Origin of the sequence: Chromobacterium sp. (genome assembly GCF_041912965.1) — a bacterium.
Taxonomy (GTDB): domain Bacteria; phylum Pseudomonadota; class Gammaproteobacteria; order Burkholderiales; family Chromobacteriaceae; genus Chromobacterium; species Chromobacterium aquaticum.
The window spans coordinates 26939-45582 of the sequence record NZ_JAYSGF010000031.1 but is presented as its reverse complement, the minus strand read 5'-3'; the positions used below and the strand labels follow the sequence as shown (position 1 = coordinate 45582).

Annotated in this window: 15 protein-coding genes; 4 read left to right on the top strand and 11 right to left on the bottom strand. The window is 66.6% G+C overall.

The annotated features are described in order from the left end of the window. The first annotated feature begins 320 nt into the window (after positions 1 to 320). Positions 321 to 1463 carry a hypothetical protein gene (locus ACE3QM_RS16230; protein ID WP_374423335.1) on the top strand — a complete coding sequence of 381 codons (1143 nt, stop codon included), beginning with the start codon at positions 321 to 323 and terminating at the stop codon, positions 1461 to 1463. Between the two features lie 36 nt (positions 1464 to 1499). Beyond that, positions 1500 to 2297: a hypothetical protein gene (locus ACE3QM_RS16225; protein ID WP_374423333.1), complete on the top strand. Its 798-nt coding sequence runs from the start codon at positions 1500 to 1502 to the stop codon at positions 2295 to 2297. A gap of 72 nt (positions 2298 to 2369) precedes the next feature. On the opposite strand, the gene ACE3QM_RS16220 is transcribed toward ACE3QM_RS16225, so the two are convergent. The 4 genes from ACE3QM_RS16220 to ptsP form a co-directional block, all read right to left on the bottom strand. Further along, positions 2370 to 3095, bottom strand: coding sequence for a substrate-binding periplasmic protein (locus ACE3QM_RS16220; RefSeq protein WP_374423331.1), 726 nt, complete (start codon positions 3093 to 3095; stop codon positions 2370 to 2372). Between the two features lie 132 nt (positions 3096 to 3227). After that, positions 3228 to 4916 carry a PTS fructose transporter subunit IIC gene (locus ACE3QM_RS16215; RefSeq protein WP_374423329.1) on the bottom strand — a complete coding sequence of 563 codons (1689 nt, stop codon included), beginning with the start codon at positions 4914 to 4916 and terminating at the stop codon, positions 3228 to 3230. Between the two features lie 191 nt (positions 4917 to 5107). Then, complete coding sequence (pfkB, locus tag ACE3QM_RS16210; RefSeq protein ID WP_374423327.1) at positions 5108 to 6055, bottom strand: 1-phosphofructokinase; 948 nt, start codon at positions 6053 to 6055, stop codon at positions 5108 to 5110. Beyond that, positions 6052 to 8574 (bottom strand): phosphoenolpyruvate--protein phosphotransferase, encoded by a 2523-nt coding sequence (ptsP, locus tag ACE3QM_RS16205; RefSeq protein ID WP_374423325.1) that lies wholly within the window; start codon positions 8572 to 8574, stop codon positions 6052 to 6054. The genes pfkB and ptsP overlap by 4 nt, the downstream gene beginning before the upstream one ends. Positions 8575 to 9003: 429 nt before the next feature. On the opposite strand from ptsP, the gene ACE3QM_RS16200 reads away from it, so the two are divergent. Beyond that, positions 9004 to 9990: a LacI family DNA-binding transcriptional regulator gene (locus ACE3QM_RS16200; RefSeq protein ID WP_374423323.1), complete on the top strand. Its 987-nt coding sequence runs from the start codon at positions 9004 to 9006 to the stop codon at positions 9988 to 9990. A 300-nt stretch (positions 9991 to 10290) separates the two neighbouring features. Further along, the gene (locus tag ACE3QM_RS16195; RefSeq protein ID WP_374423321.1) at positions 10291 to 11178 is read left to right on the top strand and encodes a DMT family transporter; all 888 of its coding nucleotides are present in this window, start codon (positions 10291 to 10293) and stop codon (positions 11176 to 11178) included. A 468-nt stretch (positions 11179 to 11646) separates the two neighbouring features. Here the strand turns inward: ACE3QM_RS16195 and ACE3QM_RS16190 are convergent, their stop codons facing one another. From ACE3QM_RS16190 to hpaD, 7 genes are all read right to left on the bottom strand, one after another. Then, on the bottom strand, positions 11647 to 12567 hold the full coding sequence (locus ACE3QM_RS16190) for a p-hydroxyphenylacetate 3-hydroxylase reductase component (protein ID WP_374423319.1): 921 nt from the start codon (positions 12565 to 12567) through the stop codon (positions 11647 to 11649). A gap of 397 nt (positions 12568 to 12964) precedes the next feature. Next, on the bottom strand, positions 12965 to 14134 hold the full coding sequence (locus tag ACE3QM_RS16185) for a p-hydroxyphenylacetate 3-hydroxylase oxygenase component (RefSeq protein ID WP_374423317.1): 1170 nt from the start codon (positions 14132 to 14134) through the stop codon (positions 12965 to 12967). A gap of 144 nt (positions 14135 to 14278) precedes the next feature. Beyond that, complete coding sequence (locus tag ACE3QM_RS16180; RefSeq protein ID WP_374423315.1) at positions 14279 to 15667, bottom strand: MFS transporter; 1389 nt, start codon at positions 15665 to 15667, stop codon at positions 14279 to 14281. Positions 15668 to 15744: 77 nt separating this feature from the next. Further along, complete coding sequence (hpaI, locus tag ACE3QM_RS16175; RefSeq protein WP_374423313.1) at positions 15745 to 16542, bottom strand: 4-hydroxy-2-oxoheptanedioate aldolase; 798 nt, start codon at positions 16540 to 16542, stop codon at positions 15745 to 15747. 19 nt (positions 16543 to 16561) lie between these two features. Next, on the bottom strand, positions 16562 to 17365 hold the full coding sequence (hpaH, locus tag ACE3QM_RS16170; RefSeq protein WP_374423311.1) for a 2-oxo-hept-4-ene-1,7-dioate hydratase: 804 nt from the start codon (positions 17363 to 17365) through the stop codon (positions 16562 to 16564). A gap of 9 nt (positions 17366 to 17374) precedes the next feature. Continuing rightward, positions 17375 to 17764, bottom strand: a complete 390-nt coding sequence (locus tag ACE3QM_RS16165; protein ID WP_374423308.1) for a 5-carboxymethyl-2-hydroxymuconate Delta-isomerase — start codon at positions 17762 to 17764, stop codon at positions 17375 to 17377. After that, entirely contained in the window at positions 17745 to 18629 is an 885-nt protein-coding gene (gene hpaD, locus ACE3QM_RS16160; protein WP_374423306.1) for a 3,4-dihydroxyphenylacetate 2,3-dioxygenase, read from the bottom strand. The genes ACE3QM_RS16165 and hpaD overlap by 20 nt, the downstream gene beginning before the upstream one ends. Between the last annotated feature and the right edge of the window lie 15 nt (positions 18630 to 18644).

Below are 18644 nucleotides of genomic sequence, written 5' to 3'. Positions count from 1 at the left end.
TTTTTTTGTGTTTTATGCGCAATGAGCGATTTTTGCAATTTCCGGCGGAACCCCGGCTTTACGCTCATGTCCATTAGCAATTCATGTTTCTCTTATTTTTGGACGGGCTAAGAACGTGTTCACGATCTCGCGAGCTAAGGCGAGACAAGGCGAGACAAGGCGGAAACGAGCGAAAAGCGGAATGTACTCGTGGTACATGAGCACGGAGCTCGGTTTCAACGCGGTATCGCCGACGCGCAGCTGATCGTAAACAGGTTCTAAAACCGACCTCCGAAAGCCGATCATGCCCACCTCCTGTTGATAATCACTTGGAGTCCGTGATGACCCAAAGCACTACTCGGCGTTCGCGCTGCTTGTGCGGCCTGGCAGCCGCCAGCTTGCTGCTGACGTCGCCGGCGATGGCCGCCAGCTTTGTGCCCGACACCTTGTTGAAGTCGGTGTTGTATTACAAGACCAAGAACCGCAGCCATGCCGATCTCGGCGGCGACAAGATCGCCGGAGAGTTTCTGAAAACCCCCGGCTCGGCCTATTCCGAACTCAATCTCCAGCCGCCCATCATCAACTCCATAGAGTGGAATAACGCGCTCAGCGATTTCAATCGCTATCATCGCGTCAATCTGACGCTGGACGATTCGGTCAAATTGTTCGCCAGCGAGGCGGGCCTGAACAAGGCCTTGCCGGGCGTGGACGTGGATCTCAACCGCCGCCGCGCCGGCTACCGCCAGGACGAGGACAAGCTGGTGTTGGCCAATGCCTTCAAGGCCGGGGTGGATGGCGACATCTTCTACAAGAGCCTGGACGTGTTCGGTTATGGCTACAGCACCATAGCCGCCAAGTTCGCGGTGGCGGCGCAGTTGCTGCGCAACGCGACGCAGCAAGTGCCGGTGGCCAAGCAGTTGCAGAACGGCATCCGCAAGGAGGTGCTGGACCGTTATCTGAGCGGCGCCACCACCGGCGTGAACAGCCTGTCCGAGTACGACAAGCATTATCTGATGAACCTGCTGCACAACGAGGTGCGGCGCACTCGCTTTAACTCGGCCGGCTTCAAGAACGGCCAGTTCCAACCGGCCGCGCAGTTCCGCGTGGCGCGCCTGGCCGCAGCCTACCAGGACCGCAAGGGTTATCTGTTCGACTTCCCCTGCGCCAAGGACGGCAAGAATCTCTACCCGGAGAGCAGCGGCAAGCTGTGCTACGCCAATATGACCGACCAGAAGCTGAGCGACTGGTATCGCAAGCTTTATCAGCAACAAATGAAGCCGCATCCGCCGTCCGAGCGGGAAAGCAGCGGTTTCCAGCGCCTGGCCAAGCTGTTGCTGCCGATTGCGTTGCTGATGGAGGGCATGGCGGCGATGGAGTTCTTCTCCACCTTGGAAGCGTCCGAGCTGGGGGCCGAGGCGGCCTTGACCGAAGAAGAAGTGGCGGCCAGCGAGTCCGGCTATCTCAGCCGCTTCTGCCGGATTTGAGCTTGGCGATCAAGCGATGCGAACAGGATTGAAATCATGACGATGCATACATTCAAGCAAGCGCGCGCGGCGGCGGCCGCCGTTCTGATGCTGGCGCTGTCCCAGGCTGCGCTGGCCGGGGCGACGGTGGATATCAGCAAGGTGAGCGACAAGAACAGCCTGGTGCCGGGCGAGTTGGTCAACGCGATGGAGTACCATGTCAACGGCGTCAGCGGCGCGGCCAAGGCCAACCCGCCGTCCTCGTCCAAGCTGAAGAACCTGGCGGCCAAATGGCGTGGGGCCACCGTGGCCCGCTTCGAGTACAGCTATCCGGGCGGCACCCGCGTCTACAACGCGATGTCCGGCCAGGACACCGCCGATTTGCTGTACGAGGCCAATTCCGCCGGCCACAAGGCCTATCCCGGCTATCTGCGCCAGAGCAGCGTGGAAAAGGCCGCCACCAATGTGAACGTACCCAACGGCAAGCTGTCCGCCACCATAGGCCAGCAGGCGACGGACGCGGAATTGAAGGCCTTGAAAACCTTCGAGAAGGATATTCTGGACGGCGCGGTGCCGCGTGGCGGCCGCATGGTCGGCTATATTTCGCAGGCGCCGTGCGCGTCTTGCGACAATGTGATCCGCCAGCAATTGGCGAATCAGACCGACTATGTGTCCGACATCAAGATATCCTATCTGCCCAAGGCGGCGGAGGAGGCGGAAGGCAGCGCGGCGCGCGAGCTGGCGCACGAGTTCAACGGCCGCCGGCTGCAGTCCTTGAAGGATAATGTGATGTCCTTGCGCGGCAATGCCGCGGCCAGGCTGAATGTGGGCGGCGGCACCGCCGGCTGCTTGTAGATCGTCCGGCTTAAGCCCGGTTTGGCGCCTGTCGGCGCCGGCCGGGCTTTTTCGCGCCTGGAAGCGGGCTGTTCATTGCTGCCAGTGGTTGTAAATCGTTTGCAGTTTTCCGTTTTGCTGCAGCCGGGCCAGCGCGGCGTTGAACGCCGCGGCGCGGCTGTCGCCCTTGGCGAAGGCGACGAAGCGCGGCATTTCCACCAGCGGCTTGGGCAGGATGCGCACATGCGGCAGCGCGCGCAGCTGGCGCGCGTAGTAGAGCAGCTGGCCGCGATCGCCGACGATCAGATCGATGCGGCCGGCCAGCAGCATCAGCAATAGTTGCTCGGGATTGGTGGCGCTGGCGTCGCGCTTGAGCGGAGCCTTGTCGTAGGAGGATTCGTAGGCATAGCCATGGACCTGGCCGACGGTGAAGGGGGCGAGGTCGCCCAGGGTGCTCCAGTTTTGCAGCGAGTGCTGCTTCAGCACCATGAAAACGGTGCGGCCGGTGCGTATCGGGCCAGCCAGCTCGTACTGGTTGCGCCGCTCGGCGGTGCCGGCGAACTGGAAGGCCATGTCCACGTCGCCGTTGCCCAGCATCTGTTTGACACGCTCCCAGGGATAGAGGTGAAGCTGGTAGGGAATTCGGGTTTCCGCCATTACCGCCTGCACCAGCTCCACGTCCAGGCCCTGCGGCTTGGCATCGGCCTCGCCCTGATAGCTGTAGGGCGCGAACTGGACATCGCCGGCGATGCGCCATGTTGCCGGCGGAGCCGCCCAGGCCGCCCCGCAAAACAACAGCATGCTCAACACACGCCTCATGGTTGCTCCCGCCGTCGTCGCCCTTCGTCGGTATAGCCGGGAGCGGCCGCAGCGGCAAGGGGGAGGCGGGCGGCGATGGCGAATGAAAAAGCCCATCCGTAGCCGGATGGGCCGGGCTTGGCGTGGCGGGGCTTAGGCTGTCGCCGCCGCCGCGGGCGCCGGCTTTTTCAGCGCGCGCAGCATCAGGGCGGTGATGGCGGTGCCGGCCAGCAGCGCCAGCAGATAGAAGCCCAGATGGCTGACGGCGTTGGGAATGGGCAGCACGAACACGCCGCCATGCGGCACTTTCAGCTCCACGCCGGCCAGCATGGAAATGGCGCCGGCCACGGCCGAGCCCAGCATCAGCGCCGGGATCACCCGCAGCGGGTCGCGCGCGGCGAAGGGAATGGCGCCTTCGCTGATGAAGGCCAGGCCCAGCACGCCGGCGGCCTTGCCGGCCTCGCGTTCGTCGGCGCTGAAGCGGTCGGCGAACAGCTTGGTGGCCAGCGCGATGCCCAGCGGCGGGGTCATGCCGGCGGCCATGGCCGCGGCCATCGGCGTATATACCTGGCTGGCGATCAGGCCGGTGGAGAAGGCGTAGGCGGCCTTGTTGACCGGGCCGCCCATGTCGAAGGCCATCATCGCGCCGATGATGGCGCCCAGCACCAGCGCGCTGCTGCCCTGCAGGCTTTTCAGCGCCTCGGTCAGCATGCCCAGCAAGGCGGCCACCGGGCCGCCGATCACGTAGATCATCAACAGGCCCACCAGCAGCGAGCCCAGCACCGGCAGAATCAGCACCGGCTTGAGGCCGTCCAGATTACGGCCCAGCTGGATCTTGCGGTTCAGCCAGTCGGTGCCGTAGCCGGCGATGAAACCGGCGATGATGCCACCAAGAAAGCCGGAGCCCAGGCTGGCGGCCAGCATGCCGCCCACCATGCCGGGCGCGATGCCCGGGCGGTTGGCGATGGAGTAGGCGATGTAGCCGGCGAGGATGGGCACCATCAGCGCGAAGGCGGATTTGGCGCCGATCTGGAACAGCGCCCAGGCCAGCGTGCCCTTGTGGGCGTCGTCGAAGGCGTAGATGCCGCCCAGCGCGAAGGCCAGCGCGATCATGATGCCGCCGGCGGTGACGAAGGGCAGCATGAAGGACACGCCGGTCATCAGATGCTTGTACGGGCCGCTGCGCTCGCTGGCCGGTTTTTCCGGCGCGGCGGTGGCGCCCAGGTGGGGCGCGGCCTCGGCGAGGGCGCGCCGCAGCAGGCCCTGGCCGTCGCTGATGGCCGGCTTGGTGCCGCTTTGGAACAGGCGCTTGCCGTGGAAGCGGCCGAGTTCCACCTGGGTGTCGGCGGCGATGATCACCAGGTCGGCTTCGGCGATTTCGCCGGCGCTGAGCGTGCTCTGCGCGCCGACCGAGCCCTGGGTTTCCACGCGGATGCGGTGTCCCAGCGCCTGGGCCGCCTGGCTCAGGCCTTCGGTGGCCATGAAGGTGTGGGCGATGCCGGTGGGGCAGGAGGTGATGGCGACGATGAACAGCGGCGCGGCGTCCGGCGTCCGGTTCAAGGCGGCATCGGCGGCTTGGCGCAGCGCGGCGGCGGGATCGGCCAGCGCCAGATCCAGGCTGACGGCGCGGCTGGGCAGCGCGGCCAGCGCCGGGCGGGCGGCGGCGCCGACCAGCAGCAGGCCATGCGCGGCGGCGATGTCGGCGTCGCTCAGCGGCGGCGCGCCGTCCAGTTCCACGCTGAGCTGGTGTCCTTGTTGCAGGGCGGCCTGACGCAGCGCTTCCGCGGCCAGGCGGCCCTGGGTGCTGCGGTCGCCGGAGGCGATGATGGCGAGCAGGTTCATGTTGTCTTCCTCTGGTGTTGTTCGTTGCGGCCGATCGTAAACAGGCTCTCAGAACGTGTTTACGATCTCGCGAGCTAGGGCGAGACAAGGCGAAAACGAGCGAAAAAGCGGAATGTACAGGTGGTACATGAGCATTTTGAGCTCGGTTTCAACGCCGTATCGCCGACGCGCAGCAGATCGTAAACAGGTTCTCAGTCCAGATGGCGTAGCTGGGCCTGGGCCGCCAGCGCGCGCACTTGCTCCGCGGGCGGCAGATGCGGTCCGACCCGCGCCAGCTTGGCGGCGGCGAAGGCCACCGCCAGCCGCGCGGCGGCGGGCAGCGCCAGCGCGTCGCGCCAGCCGGCGGCCAGGCCGGCCACCAGCGCGTCGCCGGCGCCCACCGTGCTCAACGGCCGCTGCGCCGGCAGCGTCGCCAGCAGCGCCTGGCCGTTCTCGACGAAGAGCGCGCCTTCGGCGCCCAGCGACACCACCACCCGTTCCACGCCGGCTTGCAGCAGTTCGCGCGCGCAGGCGAGCAGCGCGGCGCTGTCGGGCAGGCTGCGGCCGGCCCATTGCTCCAGTTCTTGGCGGTTGGGCTTGACGCAGTGCGGCGGCGCGGCGCCGTTCAGCGCCAGGCGCAGCGCCTCGCCGCTGCTGTCCAGCAGCAGCCGCGCGCCTAGCGGGCGCAGGCTGCGCAGCAGGCGGGCGTAGCCGTCGGCCGGCAGGCCGGGCGGCAGGCTGCCGCACAGGGCGACGATGTCGCCGGGTCGCAGCGCGGCTTCCAGGTCGGCGCTGACTCGATCCAGCTCGGCGGCGTCGGCGGCGATGCCGGGCAGATTGATGTCGGTGGTGTCGCCGCCGGCGAGCTCGGCCAATTTGATATTGATCCGGGTGTCGCCGGGGAGGCGCAGCATGCGGTCGGCGATGCCCTTGGCCTGGAACAGTTGTTCGAAGGCTTCGCCGTTATTGCGGCCCAGCAGGCCGCAGGCGCTGACCGGCGCGCCCCAGTCGGCCAGGCAGCTGGCCACATTGACGCCCTTGCCGCCGGCGTTGCTGCTGGCGCTTTGCGCCAGGTTGACCGCGCCGGGCGTCAGCCGCTCCAGGGTCACGGTCTGGTCCAGCGCCGGGTTCAGCGTGACGGTATAGACGCGCGCGCTCATGACAGCTCCCGCGCCAGCATGCGCACTTCGTCGGCGCTGTCGCAGGCCAGCGCCTGTTCCGCCAGCTCGCGCAGTGTCTGCAGGCTGTTGGCGCACAGCTTGGCCTTGACCGCGGCGGCGTCGCGCGGGCTCATTGATAGCTCGGACACGCCCAGGCCGGTCAGCAGCGCCGCGCCGAAGGGGTCGCCGGCGATGCCGCCGCAGACGCCGACCCAGCGCTGGCGGCGGGCGGCGCCGGCCACGGTCTGGCGGATCAGCCGCAGCACCGCCGGGTGCAGGCTGTCGGCCTCGGCGGCCAGCTCCGGGTGCTGGCGGTCCATCGCCAGCGTGTACTGGGTCAGATCATTGGTGCCGATGGAGAAGAAGTCCACGTAGTCGGCAAGCTGATCGGCCAGCAGGGCCGCGGCCGGCACTTCCACCATGATGCCCAGCGGCACTTCCGGCGCGTCCAGTTCGCGGCGTATGCCTTCGCACCAGCCCTTGAGGCGGGTGATTTCCTTCAGCGAGGTGATCATGGGGAACATGATGGCCAGCGGCTTGCCGCCGCGGGCGGCGCGGTAGAGCGCGCGCAGCTGCGGTTCCAGCAGATCGCGGCGGCGCAGCAGCAGGCGCGAGCCGCGCATGCCGAGGAAGGGGTTTTCCTCGGCCGGCAGCTTCAGGTAATCCACCTGCTTGTCGCCGCCTATGTCCAGCGCGCGCACGATCAGCGGCCGGCCGTCCAGCGCCGCCATCATCGCGCTATAGGTGTGGAATTGTTCATCCTCGCTGGGCGCCTGCTCGCGCTCCAGGAACAGGAATTCGGTGCGCATCAGGCCCACACCCTCGGCGCCGGCGTCCAGCGCGGCCGCCACCTGGTCCGGGCGGTTGATATTGGCGGCGATTTCCACGCGGTGGCCATCGGTGGTTTGCGCCGGACGCTGTCTTTGCTCGGCTTGCTGCTGCAAGGTCAGCAGTTGAGCGTCCTGCCAGGCGCGGGCGGAGGCCAGGTCCGCGGCGCCCGGATTCAGGTAGAGGCGGCCGCCGATGCCGTCCAGAATGGCCGGGGTGCCGTCGGCGATGTCCAGCAGCGCCGGGCCGCCGGCCACCAGCGCCGGCAGGCCCAGGGTGCGCGCCAGGATGGCGGTGTGCGAAGTGGGGCCGCCCTGAGCGGTGGCCAGCGCGCGCACGCGGCCGGTGTCCAGGCTGGCGGTGTCGGACGGGGTGAGGTCGGCCGCCAGCAGAATGCAGTCGTCGCCGTCGATATCGGCCAGGGTGGCGCCGTTCAGCGCAGGGTCCAGCTGGCGCAGCACGCGGCGGCCGACGTCGCGCAGGTCGGCGGCGCGCGCCGCCAGCAGCGGATTGCCGAGCGCGGCCAGCCGTTCCGCCATGCGTTCCACCGCCTGGTGCCAGGCCCATTCCACGCCGTGGCCGGCCACCATCAGTTGGCAGGCCAGGGTGATCAGATCGGTGTCGCTCAGCAGTTCGGCCTGGGCGCGGAAAATGCCGGCCTCTGCTTGGCCCAGCTTGGCGGCGGTGGCGGCGGAGAGTTCGGTCAGTTCGGCGCGGGTGGCGTTCAGCGCCGCGTGCAGGCGGTCGCCGCCCTCGCCCAGAGCCACCGGGCGGTCCGGCACGTTCAGACGGCCGGCCTGCAGCACGCGCACGCGGCCGATGGCGAGGCCGGGGCTGGCGGCGACGCCGGCGATGGACAGCGGCCGGCCGGGCGGGGTCCAGCCCTGCTGCGCCGCCAGCAGTTGCGCTTTTTGCGCGGCCAGCGCGGCGTCGGTCTGTTCCTGGGCCGAGGCGTCGCGCATCGCGGCCAGCAGGCCGGACAATGCGGCGGCGGCGTCCTGGCCCTGGGCGGACACGGTCACGGTATCGCCGTGGCGCAGGCCCAGCTGTAGCAGGCTGATCAGGTTCTTGGCGTCGGCGGCGTCCTGGCCGTGGCGCACTTGCAGTTGGGCGGCGTGACGGCGCGCAGCCTCCACCCATTGCGCGGCCGGGCGCGCGTGCAGGCCGTTGGGGTAGTCGACTATCCATTGCGCGCGCTCGGCCAGGTCGGCCGCCGCGGCGTCGGCGTCTGGCACCGGCGCCGGGCTCTCCTCCAGCAGCGCCAGCATCCGGGCCGGATCCGCGGTGGTGAACAGCTGTTCCAGCCGTACCTGGTCTTGCAGCAGCCGGGTCAGCCGGCGCAGCAGGGTGATGTGTTCGTCGGACTGGGCGGCGATGGCGAAGACCAGGCGGGTGTGCTGACCGGGGTTCCATTCCAGCCCGTCCGGAATCTGCACGATGGCGATGCCGGTGCGGCGGATCAGCTGGCGGTCTTCCACCATGCCGTGCGGGATGGCCAGGCCGTTGCCCAGAAAGGTGTTGGCCACTGCCTCGCGTCGCAGCAGGCTGTCGATATAGGCCGGGTCTATGCAGGCGGCGTCGGCCAGCAATTGACCGGCCAGCCGAATGGCGGCCTCCTTGTCGGCGGGCTGGCAAGCCAGCCGGATCAGTTCCGGCTGGATCAGGGAGGAAGGCGATCCGGTGTCGTGCATGGCGGTCTCTATCTATCTGTTCAGGGGGGCGGCTCTGGCCCGGTACGCTTGAGGGCCGCGAACAGGTTCATAGAACCTGTTCAAAGCCTGCTGCGCTTTGGCGATGCGGCGCTGAGAACACCCTCGGAATATTCATCTCAGCCGCAAAGCCTTGTTTTGTCCTAGCTCGCGAGATCGTAGACACGCTCTTGGGAGCTGTTCAATACAGTGCTTAGCGGATAGGCCTGGTTTCCGCCATCCGTCTTTAACGGTGGCTTGACCGGCTCATGAGCTGAGTGCATTGAAAACGATTACATTTTGACTGTCAATATGGCGCAGTCGCTGCCGCTACAGATTTGCGATGTCGCAAGATACCATGTTGTAAAATGGTGTTTTCAGAGTATGCTTGCTGGCATTTAACCCGGATTACGGCTAAGAAAACGATTTCATATGACGGTCAGCATCAAGGATGTGGCGCGGGCGGCGGGCGTGTCGGTGGCCACGGTGTCGCGGGCCTTGGCCGACGGCCCGGTGAGCGAGGGGCTGAAAGCCAAGGTGGCGGCGGCCATCGCCGCCACCGGCTATCGGCCCAATCTGTCGGCCAGGCGGCTGCGCTCGCAGCACAGCGACACGATAGGCCTGATCGTGTCCGACATCCGCAACCCCTTCTTCACCGCGGTCAGCCGCGCGGTGGAGGATGTGGCCTATCAGGCCGGCATGCGAGTGATTCTATGCAATACCGACGAGAACCCTGACAAGGAGGCGATGTACCTTCGGCTGATGCAGGAGGAGCGCGTGACCGGGGTGATCTTCGCCGCCACCCGCGCGACGGCGGAAGCGCTGGACGCGCAGGCGCTGGGTTTCCCGGTGGTGCTGATAGACCGCGCCGCGCCAGGCGGCGCGGCCGACGCGGTGGTGCTGGACAATGCCGCCGCCGCCGGTTTGTTGGTGGACCATCTGCGCGAGCAGGGCCATGAGCGCATCGGCGGCCTGTTCGGCAACACCAGCAGCACTGGCGCGGAACGCCACGCCGGCTTTGCCGCGGCGCTGACGGCGGCCGGGCTGGACGCGCCGGCGCGTTTCGTCGCGCCCACGGCGGAGGCGGCGCAGCAGGCGGTGTCCGCCTGGCTGACAGAGGCGGAGGCGCCGCGGGCGCTGGTGATCAGCAACGGCTTGCTGCTATTGGGCGCGATGCGCGCGGTGCGTGAGCTGGGCCTGGAACTGCCGCGGCAACTGGCGTTGGCCGGTTTCGACAACGACAGCTGGACCGAGCTGGCGGGGCCGGGGCTGACGGTGATAGAGCAGCCGGTGGACGAGATCGGCCGCGCGGCGATGGCGATGTTGCTGGAACGGTTGGAACAGCCGCAGCGGCCAACGCGCAAGGTGGTGTTGAGCGGGCGGCTGGTGGTGCGGGGTTCCAGTCTGGCCGCCGGCTAGCCTCCGCGGTAGCGAGTTGATGTGGGGACAAACACGGCCGGGCGCTTGCGCCCGGCTTTTTCTTGGCGGAGCCACGCTCCAGCGCTTACGCGTTTTCTTTCTTCTTCACCGCGCCGTCATCGAGATTCCGCATGATTGGGATTTCTGCGCAATCCAGCTGCGTCTCCCGCTCCGAGATGAAGTCCGGGGGACCGCTGCCTGCCGCAGACCTAGCGCTCCCAACTTTCGCGATGAAGAGCAAGTTGCTAGCCTATTGCAAATTTCTTCCACACATTGTTGCTTAGTCGGAAAGAAAAACCCATGAGTAAGCTTGATCCATGCAATCACAGGCAAGGATGGGAAGCCGCGCTGATTTTAGTCACTGCCTTATGGGGATGGTCGTTTGTTGCCATTCATGATGCGCTACGCTATCTGAGCGACTCAGCGTTTAATGCCTATCGGTTTCTCATCGCTGCGCTGGTGATGCTGATGGTGGTGTTGCTAAAAGGGAGTCGATTCTCTCGGCAGGATATTGGCGGGGGTATTGCCGCCGGGCTTGCGTTATATTTGGCCTTCTTGTTTCAAACCAAGGGATTGGCTTACACCACCGCCTCCAATGCTAGCTTTATTACTGGATTAGCCGTTGTCTTCACCCCGCTGTTTGCTTATTGGCTGTTAAAGACCCGCCCGGAAAAACGTCAGCTACTCGGCGCAGCCACGGCGACGATTGGGCTTGCCTTGCTGACCTTGAAAAATCTGGTCATGCATTGGGGAGATCTGCTGGTTGTGCTCTGCGCGGTTTCATTTGCTTTGCATATTGTTATTTTGTCCAAGGCCAGCAAAACAGCGAGGGTGTTAAATATCGCCTTTGTCCAGGTCGCGGTTGTGGGAGGCTTATCCTTGCTGCAGTCGTTGGCATTGAATGAGTTTGCGCTTCCCTTTCGAAGCGAGACGATTAATGCGATTCTTGTTATTGCCCTATTGGGAACGGCAGTCGGTTTTTATGTGCAGACCCAGGCCCAGGTTGCCTCGTCACCTAATCGAATCGCATTGATCATTGTGTTGGAACCGCTTTTTGGTGGTGTTTTTGCTTATTTTCTGGCAGGTGATCGGTTATCGCCTTTGAATTTATTGGGGGCAGGGTTGATTGTTCTGGGCATGCTGATCACGGAGTTTAATTTTAAGGCAAGCCGCGCTGAAACTGATTAGAGCGGCTAATATTGTCGGTTTCACGGCAGAGGCAAGTCGGCGCAACGCAGTATCAGGGGTTTGTTAACCGATCTTACCTTCACTGCGCGCCTTGACGTCGCCGCACTCCACGGACCAGGCCGCGCGGCGTGTTGACCACGCGGTCACAGGGTTTTGGAAAGAATGTGAGCGGCGCCCGCTGCTCGTCACCTTGATAAAGGATGAAGACGGCCGGTATGTGGATTTAAGAACCTGTTCAAAGTCTGCTGCGCTTCGGCGGGATGGATATAAATGGGCGTTGAAACCAAGCTCAAAATGCCCGTGTACCACTTGTACATTCCGCTTTTTCGCTTGTTTTCGCCTTGTCTCGCTCTTGCTCGCGAGACTGTGAACAGGCTCTAAGGGGCTGTCGTCCGGCGGGCCGCGCGCGGCGGTCTCGACCCGGCGCGCCACGGGCCTCGACCGCCGCGGACGCGCCGGCAGGAGGGTTTAGCCTTGTTGGATCAGCGCGCGCAGCACGCGCTTGCAGGCGGCCAGGTCCTGCTCGTCCAGCCCGGACTGGATATCTTGCTGCTGTTGTCTGGCGATGCGCCACAGCGTGGCGGCTTGTTCACGGCCGAGCGCCGTCAGTTCATGGCCGGTGTCGCCGCGCGCCAGCAGCCCTTTGCGCAGCAATACCATTTCGGCCAGTTCTATTTCCGTCGCCGGCATCGCCACCTCGCGCTGCAACGCGCAGGCATCCAGGCCGGAATGCTGCTCCAGTACCAGCAACATGCGCGCCTCGCCGCTACTGAGCCCGGTGGCGAGCTGGCGCGGCTGATAGCTGGCCTGGTAGGCCTGCAGCGCCTGGGTCAGCAGGTAGAGCAGATTGTCGCCCAGCCAGCCCGGCAGCGGTTCCGCTGCGGTGGCCGGCCGGCTGCGCGGCAGCGCGGCGGCATACATGCCCTGGTGGTAGAGCAGCGGCGCGGCGCCGAAGTCGTCGAAGGCTTCGACCAGGCCCAACAGAATCCAGTGATCGCCGCCGTCCAACTGCTGGTGCAGCCGGCAATGGAAGCGGGCGGCGCAGCCGTCCAGCAGCGGCGCGCCGCCGCGCCCGGCCTCCGGTTCCAGGCCGGCGAACTTGTCGGCGGCGGCGCGGGCGAAGCGGTTGGACAGTTCGATCTGGTCGGCGGCCAGCACGTGGACGACGAAGTGGCTGGCCTGCGCGAACACCGGATGGCTGGCCGAGCGCTTGTCCAGGCTCCACAGCACCAGCGGCGGGTCCAGCGAGACGGAGTTGAAGCTGTTGGCGGTGACGCCGGCGCGTTCGCCGTCCGGCGCGGCAGCGGTGACGACGGTGACGCCGGTGGCGAAGTTGCCGAGCGCGCGGCGCAGCGCGCGCGCGTCGTGGGCAGGGGCGGGTGCGTTCATGGCGTGTCCTCGGGGCCGCCCGGCGCAAGGCCGGGACGGCGCGGGTGGGGAGCGGAGAGGGCGGTTTGAAGCCTGTTCACGATCTCGCGAGCTAGAGCGAGACTTTGACCTGTTTACGATCTGCAGCGCGTCGGCGATACGGCGTTGAAACCGAGCTCAGTGCTCATGTACCACTCGTACATTCGGCTTTTTCGCTCGTTTCCGCCTTGTCTCGCCTTAGCTCGCGAGATCGTAAACAGGTTCTTAGAACCTGTTTACGATCTGCTGCGCGTCGGCGGGATGGATAGAAATGGGCGTTGAAACCGAGCTAAAAATGCTCATGTACCACCAGTACATTCCGCTTTTTCGCTCGTTTTCGCCTTGTCTCGCCTTAGCTCGCGAGATCGTAAACAGGTTCTTAGACCATGGCCGGGTCCGGCTCCAGTCCCAGCAGCGAGCGGCCGAGGATCTGCGCGCAGACGTCGTAGTCGGTATAGGCGTGGGCGCCGGTCATGTGCGCGTCGCGGAACAGCCGCTGCGCCTCGTTCTCCAGCCGCCAGCAGTTGCCGCCCATGGATTCGAACAAGCGGTCCACCGCCTGGATGCACATTTTCACCGCATAGGCCTGGTTGGTGCGCCAGAACGCCAGCGTCTCAGCGTTGGGGTAGCGCTTGGCCACGCCGTGTTCGGCGTGTTCGCGCCAGGTGGCTTCCAGCAAGGCGCGCGCGGCCAGCACCTGGTGGGTGGATTCCGCCAGCCGCATATAGGCGGGCAGGGCGGCGCCGACCTGGACGCCGGTATAGGCGCGGATGCGATTGCGGCTGCGCTCCTTAAATACTTGCAGCATGCGTTCGGCCACGCCCAGGCTGACCGCGGAGAAGCCGCTGGCGAAATAGGGGCGGTAGGGCGCGTAGAAAATCTTGCTGTCCGGGTACAGACCGAAGCCGGCGGAGCGGCCTTCCATCATGTCCTTGGCGGCCTCGATGCGGTGTTCCGGCACGAAGACGTCGCGCACGATCAGGGTCTTGGTGCCGCTGCCCTGCATGCCGGCGGCGTGCCAGTCGTCGCGGATCTGATAATCCGCGCGCGGCACCACCGCGAAGCAGTACTGCGGGCTGCCGTCGGCGCCCGGGCGGCGGAAGCCCAGTATCGCCCATTCGGCGTGATCGCAGCCGCTGCTCCAACCCATTTCGCCGCTGAGCAGCACGCCGCCGTCCGCGGCTTCGGCCCGGCCCAGCGGCGCGATGCTGCTGCTGGCGGTGGCGTCCGGATTGCTGCCCCAGACCTCCTCTTGCAGCTGGGCGGAAAACAGCGCGATCTGGTGGCTGTGGGTGGCCAGCAGGCTGATCGCCCAGGCGGTGCTGGCGCAGGCACCCGCCAGCGTCGCCACGCAGTCGGCGAACTCGGGCAGGCTGATTTCCAGGCCGCCGTATTGCTTGGGTTGGAAGGCGCGGTGAAAGCCTATGCCTTTCAGCAGGGCGACGTTTTCCGGCGGCACGGTGCGTTCTTCTTCCGCCCGGCGCGCGTTGGCGGCGATGGTGGGCAGGATGGGACTCAGGGTTTCCAGCAGGGGATTGGGATGGCGCATGGTGGTCTCCTTTGTGCTTGATGGCGCTGAAGCGGCCCGCTATCCATGGCGGGCGGCATAATAATGAATACCTTCAGCGAATTTGCATTATGGGTAGCCTTATGGCGCAGTGGAATGCACCTTACGAGCCATTGCTGGTACTTTTCATGAGATTCCGGCGCCACGGATATCGGTGGCCGGCGCGCGCGGCAGCCGTATCGGCGACGCGGCCTGCTCGGCTTCGTGTTCCGGTCCCAGCGGGATGTCGCGGCGGTCGCGCAGCAGCAGCACGGCGGCCAGGCCGATCAGCGTCATGCCGCTCAGGTAGGCGGCCACAGCGGCGGTGGAGCCGGTCTGGGCGATCAGCGCCTTGGCTATCATCGGCGCGAAGGCGCCGCCCAGGATCGCGCCCAGCGCGTAGGAGATGGATACGCCGGAGAAGCGCACCGAGGCGGGGAACAGCTCGGCGTAGAACGCCGATTGCGCGCCATAGGTCAGGCCGGTGCCCACCGACAACAGGCACAGCGCCAGCAGTACCGCCGGCAGGCTGGCGCTGTTCACCAGCGGGAACAACAGCAGCACGCCGGCCAACTGCACGCCGAAGCCGATGATGTAGACGCGGCGGCGGCCGATGCGATCCGACCAGACGCCGGCCAGCCAGGTGAAGGCCATCCAGCAGGCGGAGGCGAAGGCGACGGCTAGCAACACCGGGGTGCGCTCCAGGCGCAGCGCGCCGGCCGGGTCGGTGGTGTAGTTCTGGATGAAGCCGCCGGTGGTCATGTAACCGACGGCGCTATTGCCGGCGAACACCAGCGCGGCCAGCAGCACCAGCGGCGCGTGATGGCGGAACAGGTCCAGCACCGGGGTGCGCGAACCGGCCTTGCGCGCCTTGATTTCCTCGAATACCGGGCTTTCCTCCACCGAGCGGCGCACCCATTGGCCGATGAACAGCAGCACCACGCTGAACAGGAAGGGCACGCGCCAGCCCCATTCCAGGAAGGCGTCGCCGGGGGACACCACCCCGCTCATCAGCGCGAACACGCCCGAGGCCAGCAGCAGGCCCAGCGGCACGCCTATCTGCGGAAAGGCGCCGTAGCGGCCGCGCTGGCCGGGCGGCGCGTGTTCCACCGCCATCAGCACCGCGCCACCCCATTCGCCGCCGGCGGAGATGCCTTGCAGCACGCGCAACAGGATCAGCGCCAGCGGCGCCAGCAGGCCGGCGCTGTCATAGGTGGGCAGCAGTCCGATCAGCGCGGTGGAGGCGCCCATCAGCACCAGGGTCAGCACCAGCATCGCGCGCCGGCCCAGCCGGTCGCCGTAATGGCCGGCGAGAAAGGCGCCCAATGGGCGGAACAGAAAGCTGACGCCGACGGAGGCGAAGGCGATCAGAGTGGCGAACTGCTCTCCGGCCGGGGCGAAGAACAATTTGTTGAACACCAGCCCGGCGGCGCTGGCGTAAATGAAGAAGTCGTACCACTCGATGGCGGTGCCGATCACGGTGGCGTAGGCGACTTTGCGCGCATTGGCGGGCGCGCCGGGGTGGGGATGCTTCATCTTGCGTTCTCCTCGGGGTGGTGCCGACTGGCGGCGGAGCGCGGCGCCTTGTTATTGTGTGGTCGCCGCGCCGTGGTTCAGTAGCTGGAACCGTCCGGCGGGGCCGCCGCCGGTGTGAAGGCGGCGGCCAGCGCTTCGGCGCGGCGCGCCAGCAAGGTGGTGTCGACGCCGACGGCGACGAAGCGGGCGCCCAGTTCGAGCAGGCGGCGCGCCTGGGCCTCGTCGGCCATCAGGATGCCGGCGGCCTTGCCGTGACGCTGGATGCGGACTATGGCGTCGTCTATCGCCGCGCGCACGTTCGGGTGGTCGGGCCGGCCGGGATGGCCCATGTCGGCGGCGAGGTCGGCCGGGCCGATGAACACGCCGTCCACGCCGTCGGTGGCGGCGATGGCGTCCAGCTCGGCCAGACCGCGCCGGGTTTCCACCTGGACCAGCACGCAGATTTCGCTGTCGGCACGCGTCAGGTAGTCCGGCACGCGGTTCCAGCGCGAGGCGCGCGCCAGCGCGCTGCCCACGCCGCGGATGCCGCGCGGCGGATAACGGGTGGCCGCTACCGCCTGCGCGGCGTCCGCCGCGCTTTGCACCATGGGCAGCATCAGCGTTTGCGCGCCGATATCCAGCAATTGCTTGATGCGCACCGGGTCGTTGCTGGCGGCGCGCACCACCGGGTGGCAGGGATAGGGAGCGATGGCCTGCAGTTGCAGCAGCACATCGTTCAGCTCATTGGGCGCGTGTTCGCCGTCTATCAGCAGCCAGTCGAAGCCGGCGCCGGCCAGCAGCTCGGCGCTGTAGGGGCTGGCCAGGCCCAGCCACAGGCCGATCTGGCTGCGGCCGTCGCGCAGCGCGGCCTTGAAGGGGTTGGCGGGGAGTTGCATGGCGGTTCCTCGAGCGGGTTCAGACGAAGCGGCAACTGATCGCGCCCAGCGGGCCGTAGTCGACGTGGAAGGTGTCGCCGGCGCGCGCCGGCACCGGCCGGGTGAAGGAGCCGGCCAGGATCACCTGGCCGGCCTTGAGTTCGACGTCGAAGGGCGCGAGCTTGTTGGCCAGCCAGGCCACGCCGTTGGCCGGGTGGTTCAGCACCGCGGCGGCGACGCCGGATTCCTCGATCACGCCGTTGCGGTACATCAATGCGGCCACCCAGCGCAGGTCCAGCTCGCGCGGGCGGATAGGGCGGCCGCCCAGCACCACGCCGGCGTTGGCGGCGTTGTCCGCTATGGTGTCGAACACCTTGCGCGGGCGCTGGCTGTCCGGGTCTATGGACTGGCTGCGCGCGTCGATGATTTCCAGCGCCGGAATCACGTATTCGGTGGCGTCGTAGACGTCGAACAGCGTGGCGCCGGGGCCGGACAGCGGCCGGCCCAGGATGAAGGCCAGTTCCACTTCCACCCGCGGCACGATGAAGCGCGACACCGGAATATCGGCGCCGTCGTGGAAGAACATATCGTCCAGCAGCGCGCCGTAGTCGGGTTCGTCTATCTGCGAGGACATCTGCATCGCGCGCGAGGTCAGGCCTATCTTGTGGCCCTTGAGCTTGCGGCCTTCCGCCAGCTTGAGGTCCACCCAGCAGCGTTGGATGGCGTAGGCGTCCTCGATGGTGATGTCGGGGTGGTCCAGCGAGATCTGGCGGATCTGCCGGCGCTCGCGCTCGGCGTCGTGCAGGCGGCAGGCGATGCCGCGGATCTGGTCTTGGCTCAGCATGCGGGGTCCTCAGGAGGGCTGGCGGAAGCGTTGATGCACATTGTTGTGCTTGAAGTTGAGCGTGGCGGACAGCTCGGTCAGTTCGAAGCTGAGCGCCAGGTAGCGCTGGGCGAACAGCGGCTCGAAGTGGCGCTGGATCAGCGCGAATACCTGTTCGGCGGTGGCGCGGCGCTGCGTCTCGCTGCGGCCGCTGCCGATCTGCAGCCGACAGTGGACGAAGGCGTAGTCGGCTTCGCCGTCGGCCATGCGCCAGGTGTCCAGCCAGTGGGCGCGGCTGCGGATGCCGGCCAGCGGATACAGGCCGCTGGCGGCCAGGCAGTCGTGCACCTGGCGGAACAGGCCGGGCAGGTCGGCCTGCTCGCGCAGGTTGTCGGTGCATTCAACGGTGAAGTGCGGCATGGCGCTCTCCTTGCGGCTCCACCGGCAGCACCACATTGATCTGGCCGGTGCCGGAGCTGCCGAAATAGGGGGTGATGATTTCGGCGCGGCCGCGGTAGCCGTCCCAGCCCAGCGCGCCCAGCAGCATCGCGGTGTCGTGCATGAAGCCCTCGCCGTGGCACTTCTCGGCGTACTCCGGCAGCATGCGGCAGAAGGTCTGCCAGTCGCCGCGCCGCCACATTTCCACCACTTCCTGGTCCATGCTCTCGAGGAAGGGGCTCCAGGGCTTGTGCAGGTATTGGTCGGCGGTGCCGTTCTGGGCGAAGCGGTGCGATAGCGAGCCGCTGGCGAAAAAGGCGACGCGGCCGTCGTAATCGCGCTCCACCGCCTCGCGCATCGCCGCGCCCAGCCGCGCGCTGTCGGCCAGGTCGTGCACCGTGCACAGCGCGGCCACCGACACCACCTTGAAGTGCTGGTCGGCGTTCATATAGCGCATCGGCACCAAGGTGCCGTATTCCAGCGCCAGCGTGGTGGCGTCGTGGGCGCGGGTGTGCACGCCGGCGGCGGTGGCGGCCTCGGCCAGCAGCTTGCCCAGCGCGGGGTTGCCCGGGTAGGCGTAGGGCATGTTCTTGATGAAGTGCGGCAGCTCGTTGCTGGTGTATACGCCTTCGAAAGCCGGCGCGCAGTTGACGTGGTAGCCGGAATTGACCAGCCAGTGGGTGTCGAACACCACGATGGTGTCCACGCCCAGTTCGCGGCAGCGGCGGCTGATCTCCTTGTGGCCGTCTATCGCCGCCTGGCGGCAGCCTTGATGCGGGCCGGGCAGTTCCGACAAATACATGGACGGCACGTGAGTGATCTTGGCCGCCAGGGCTAGGGTTCCCATTGCATTCTCCTCGGT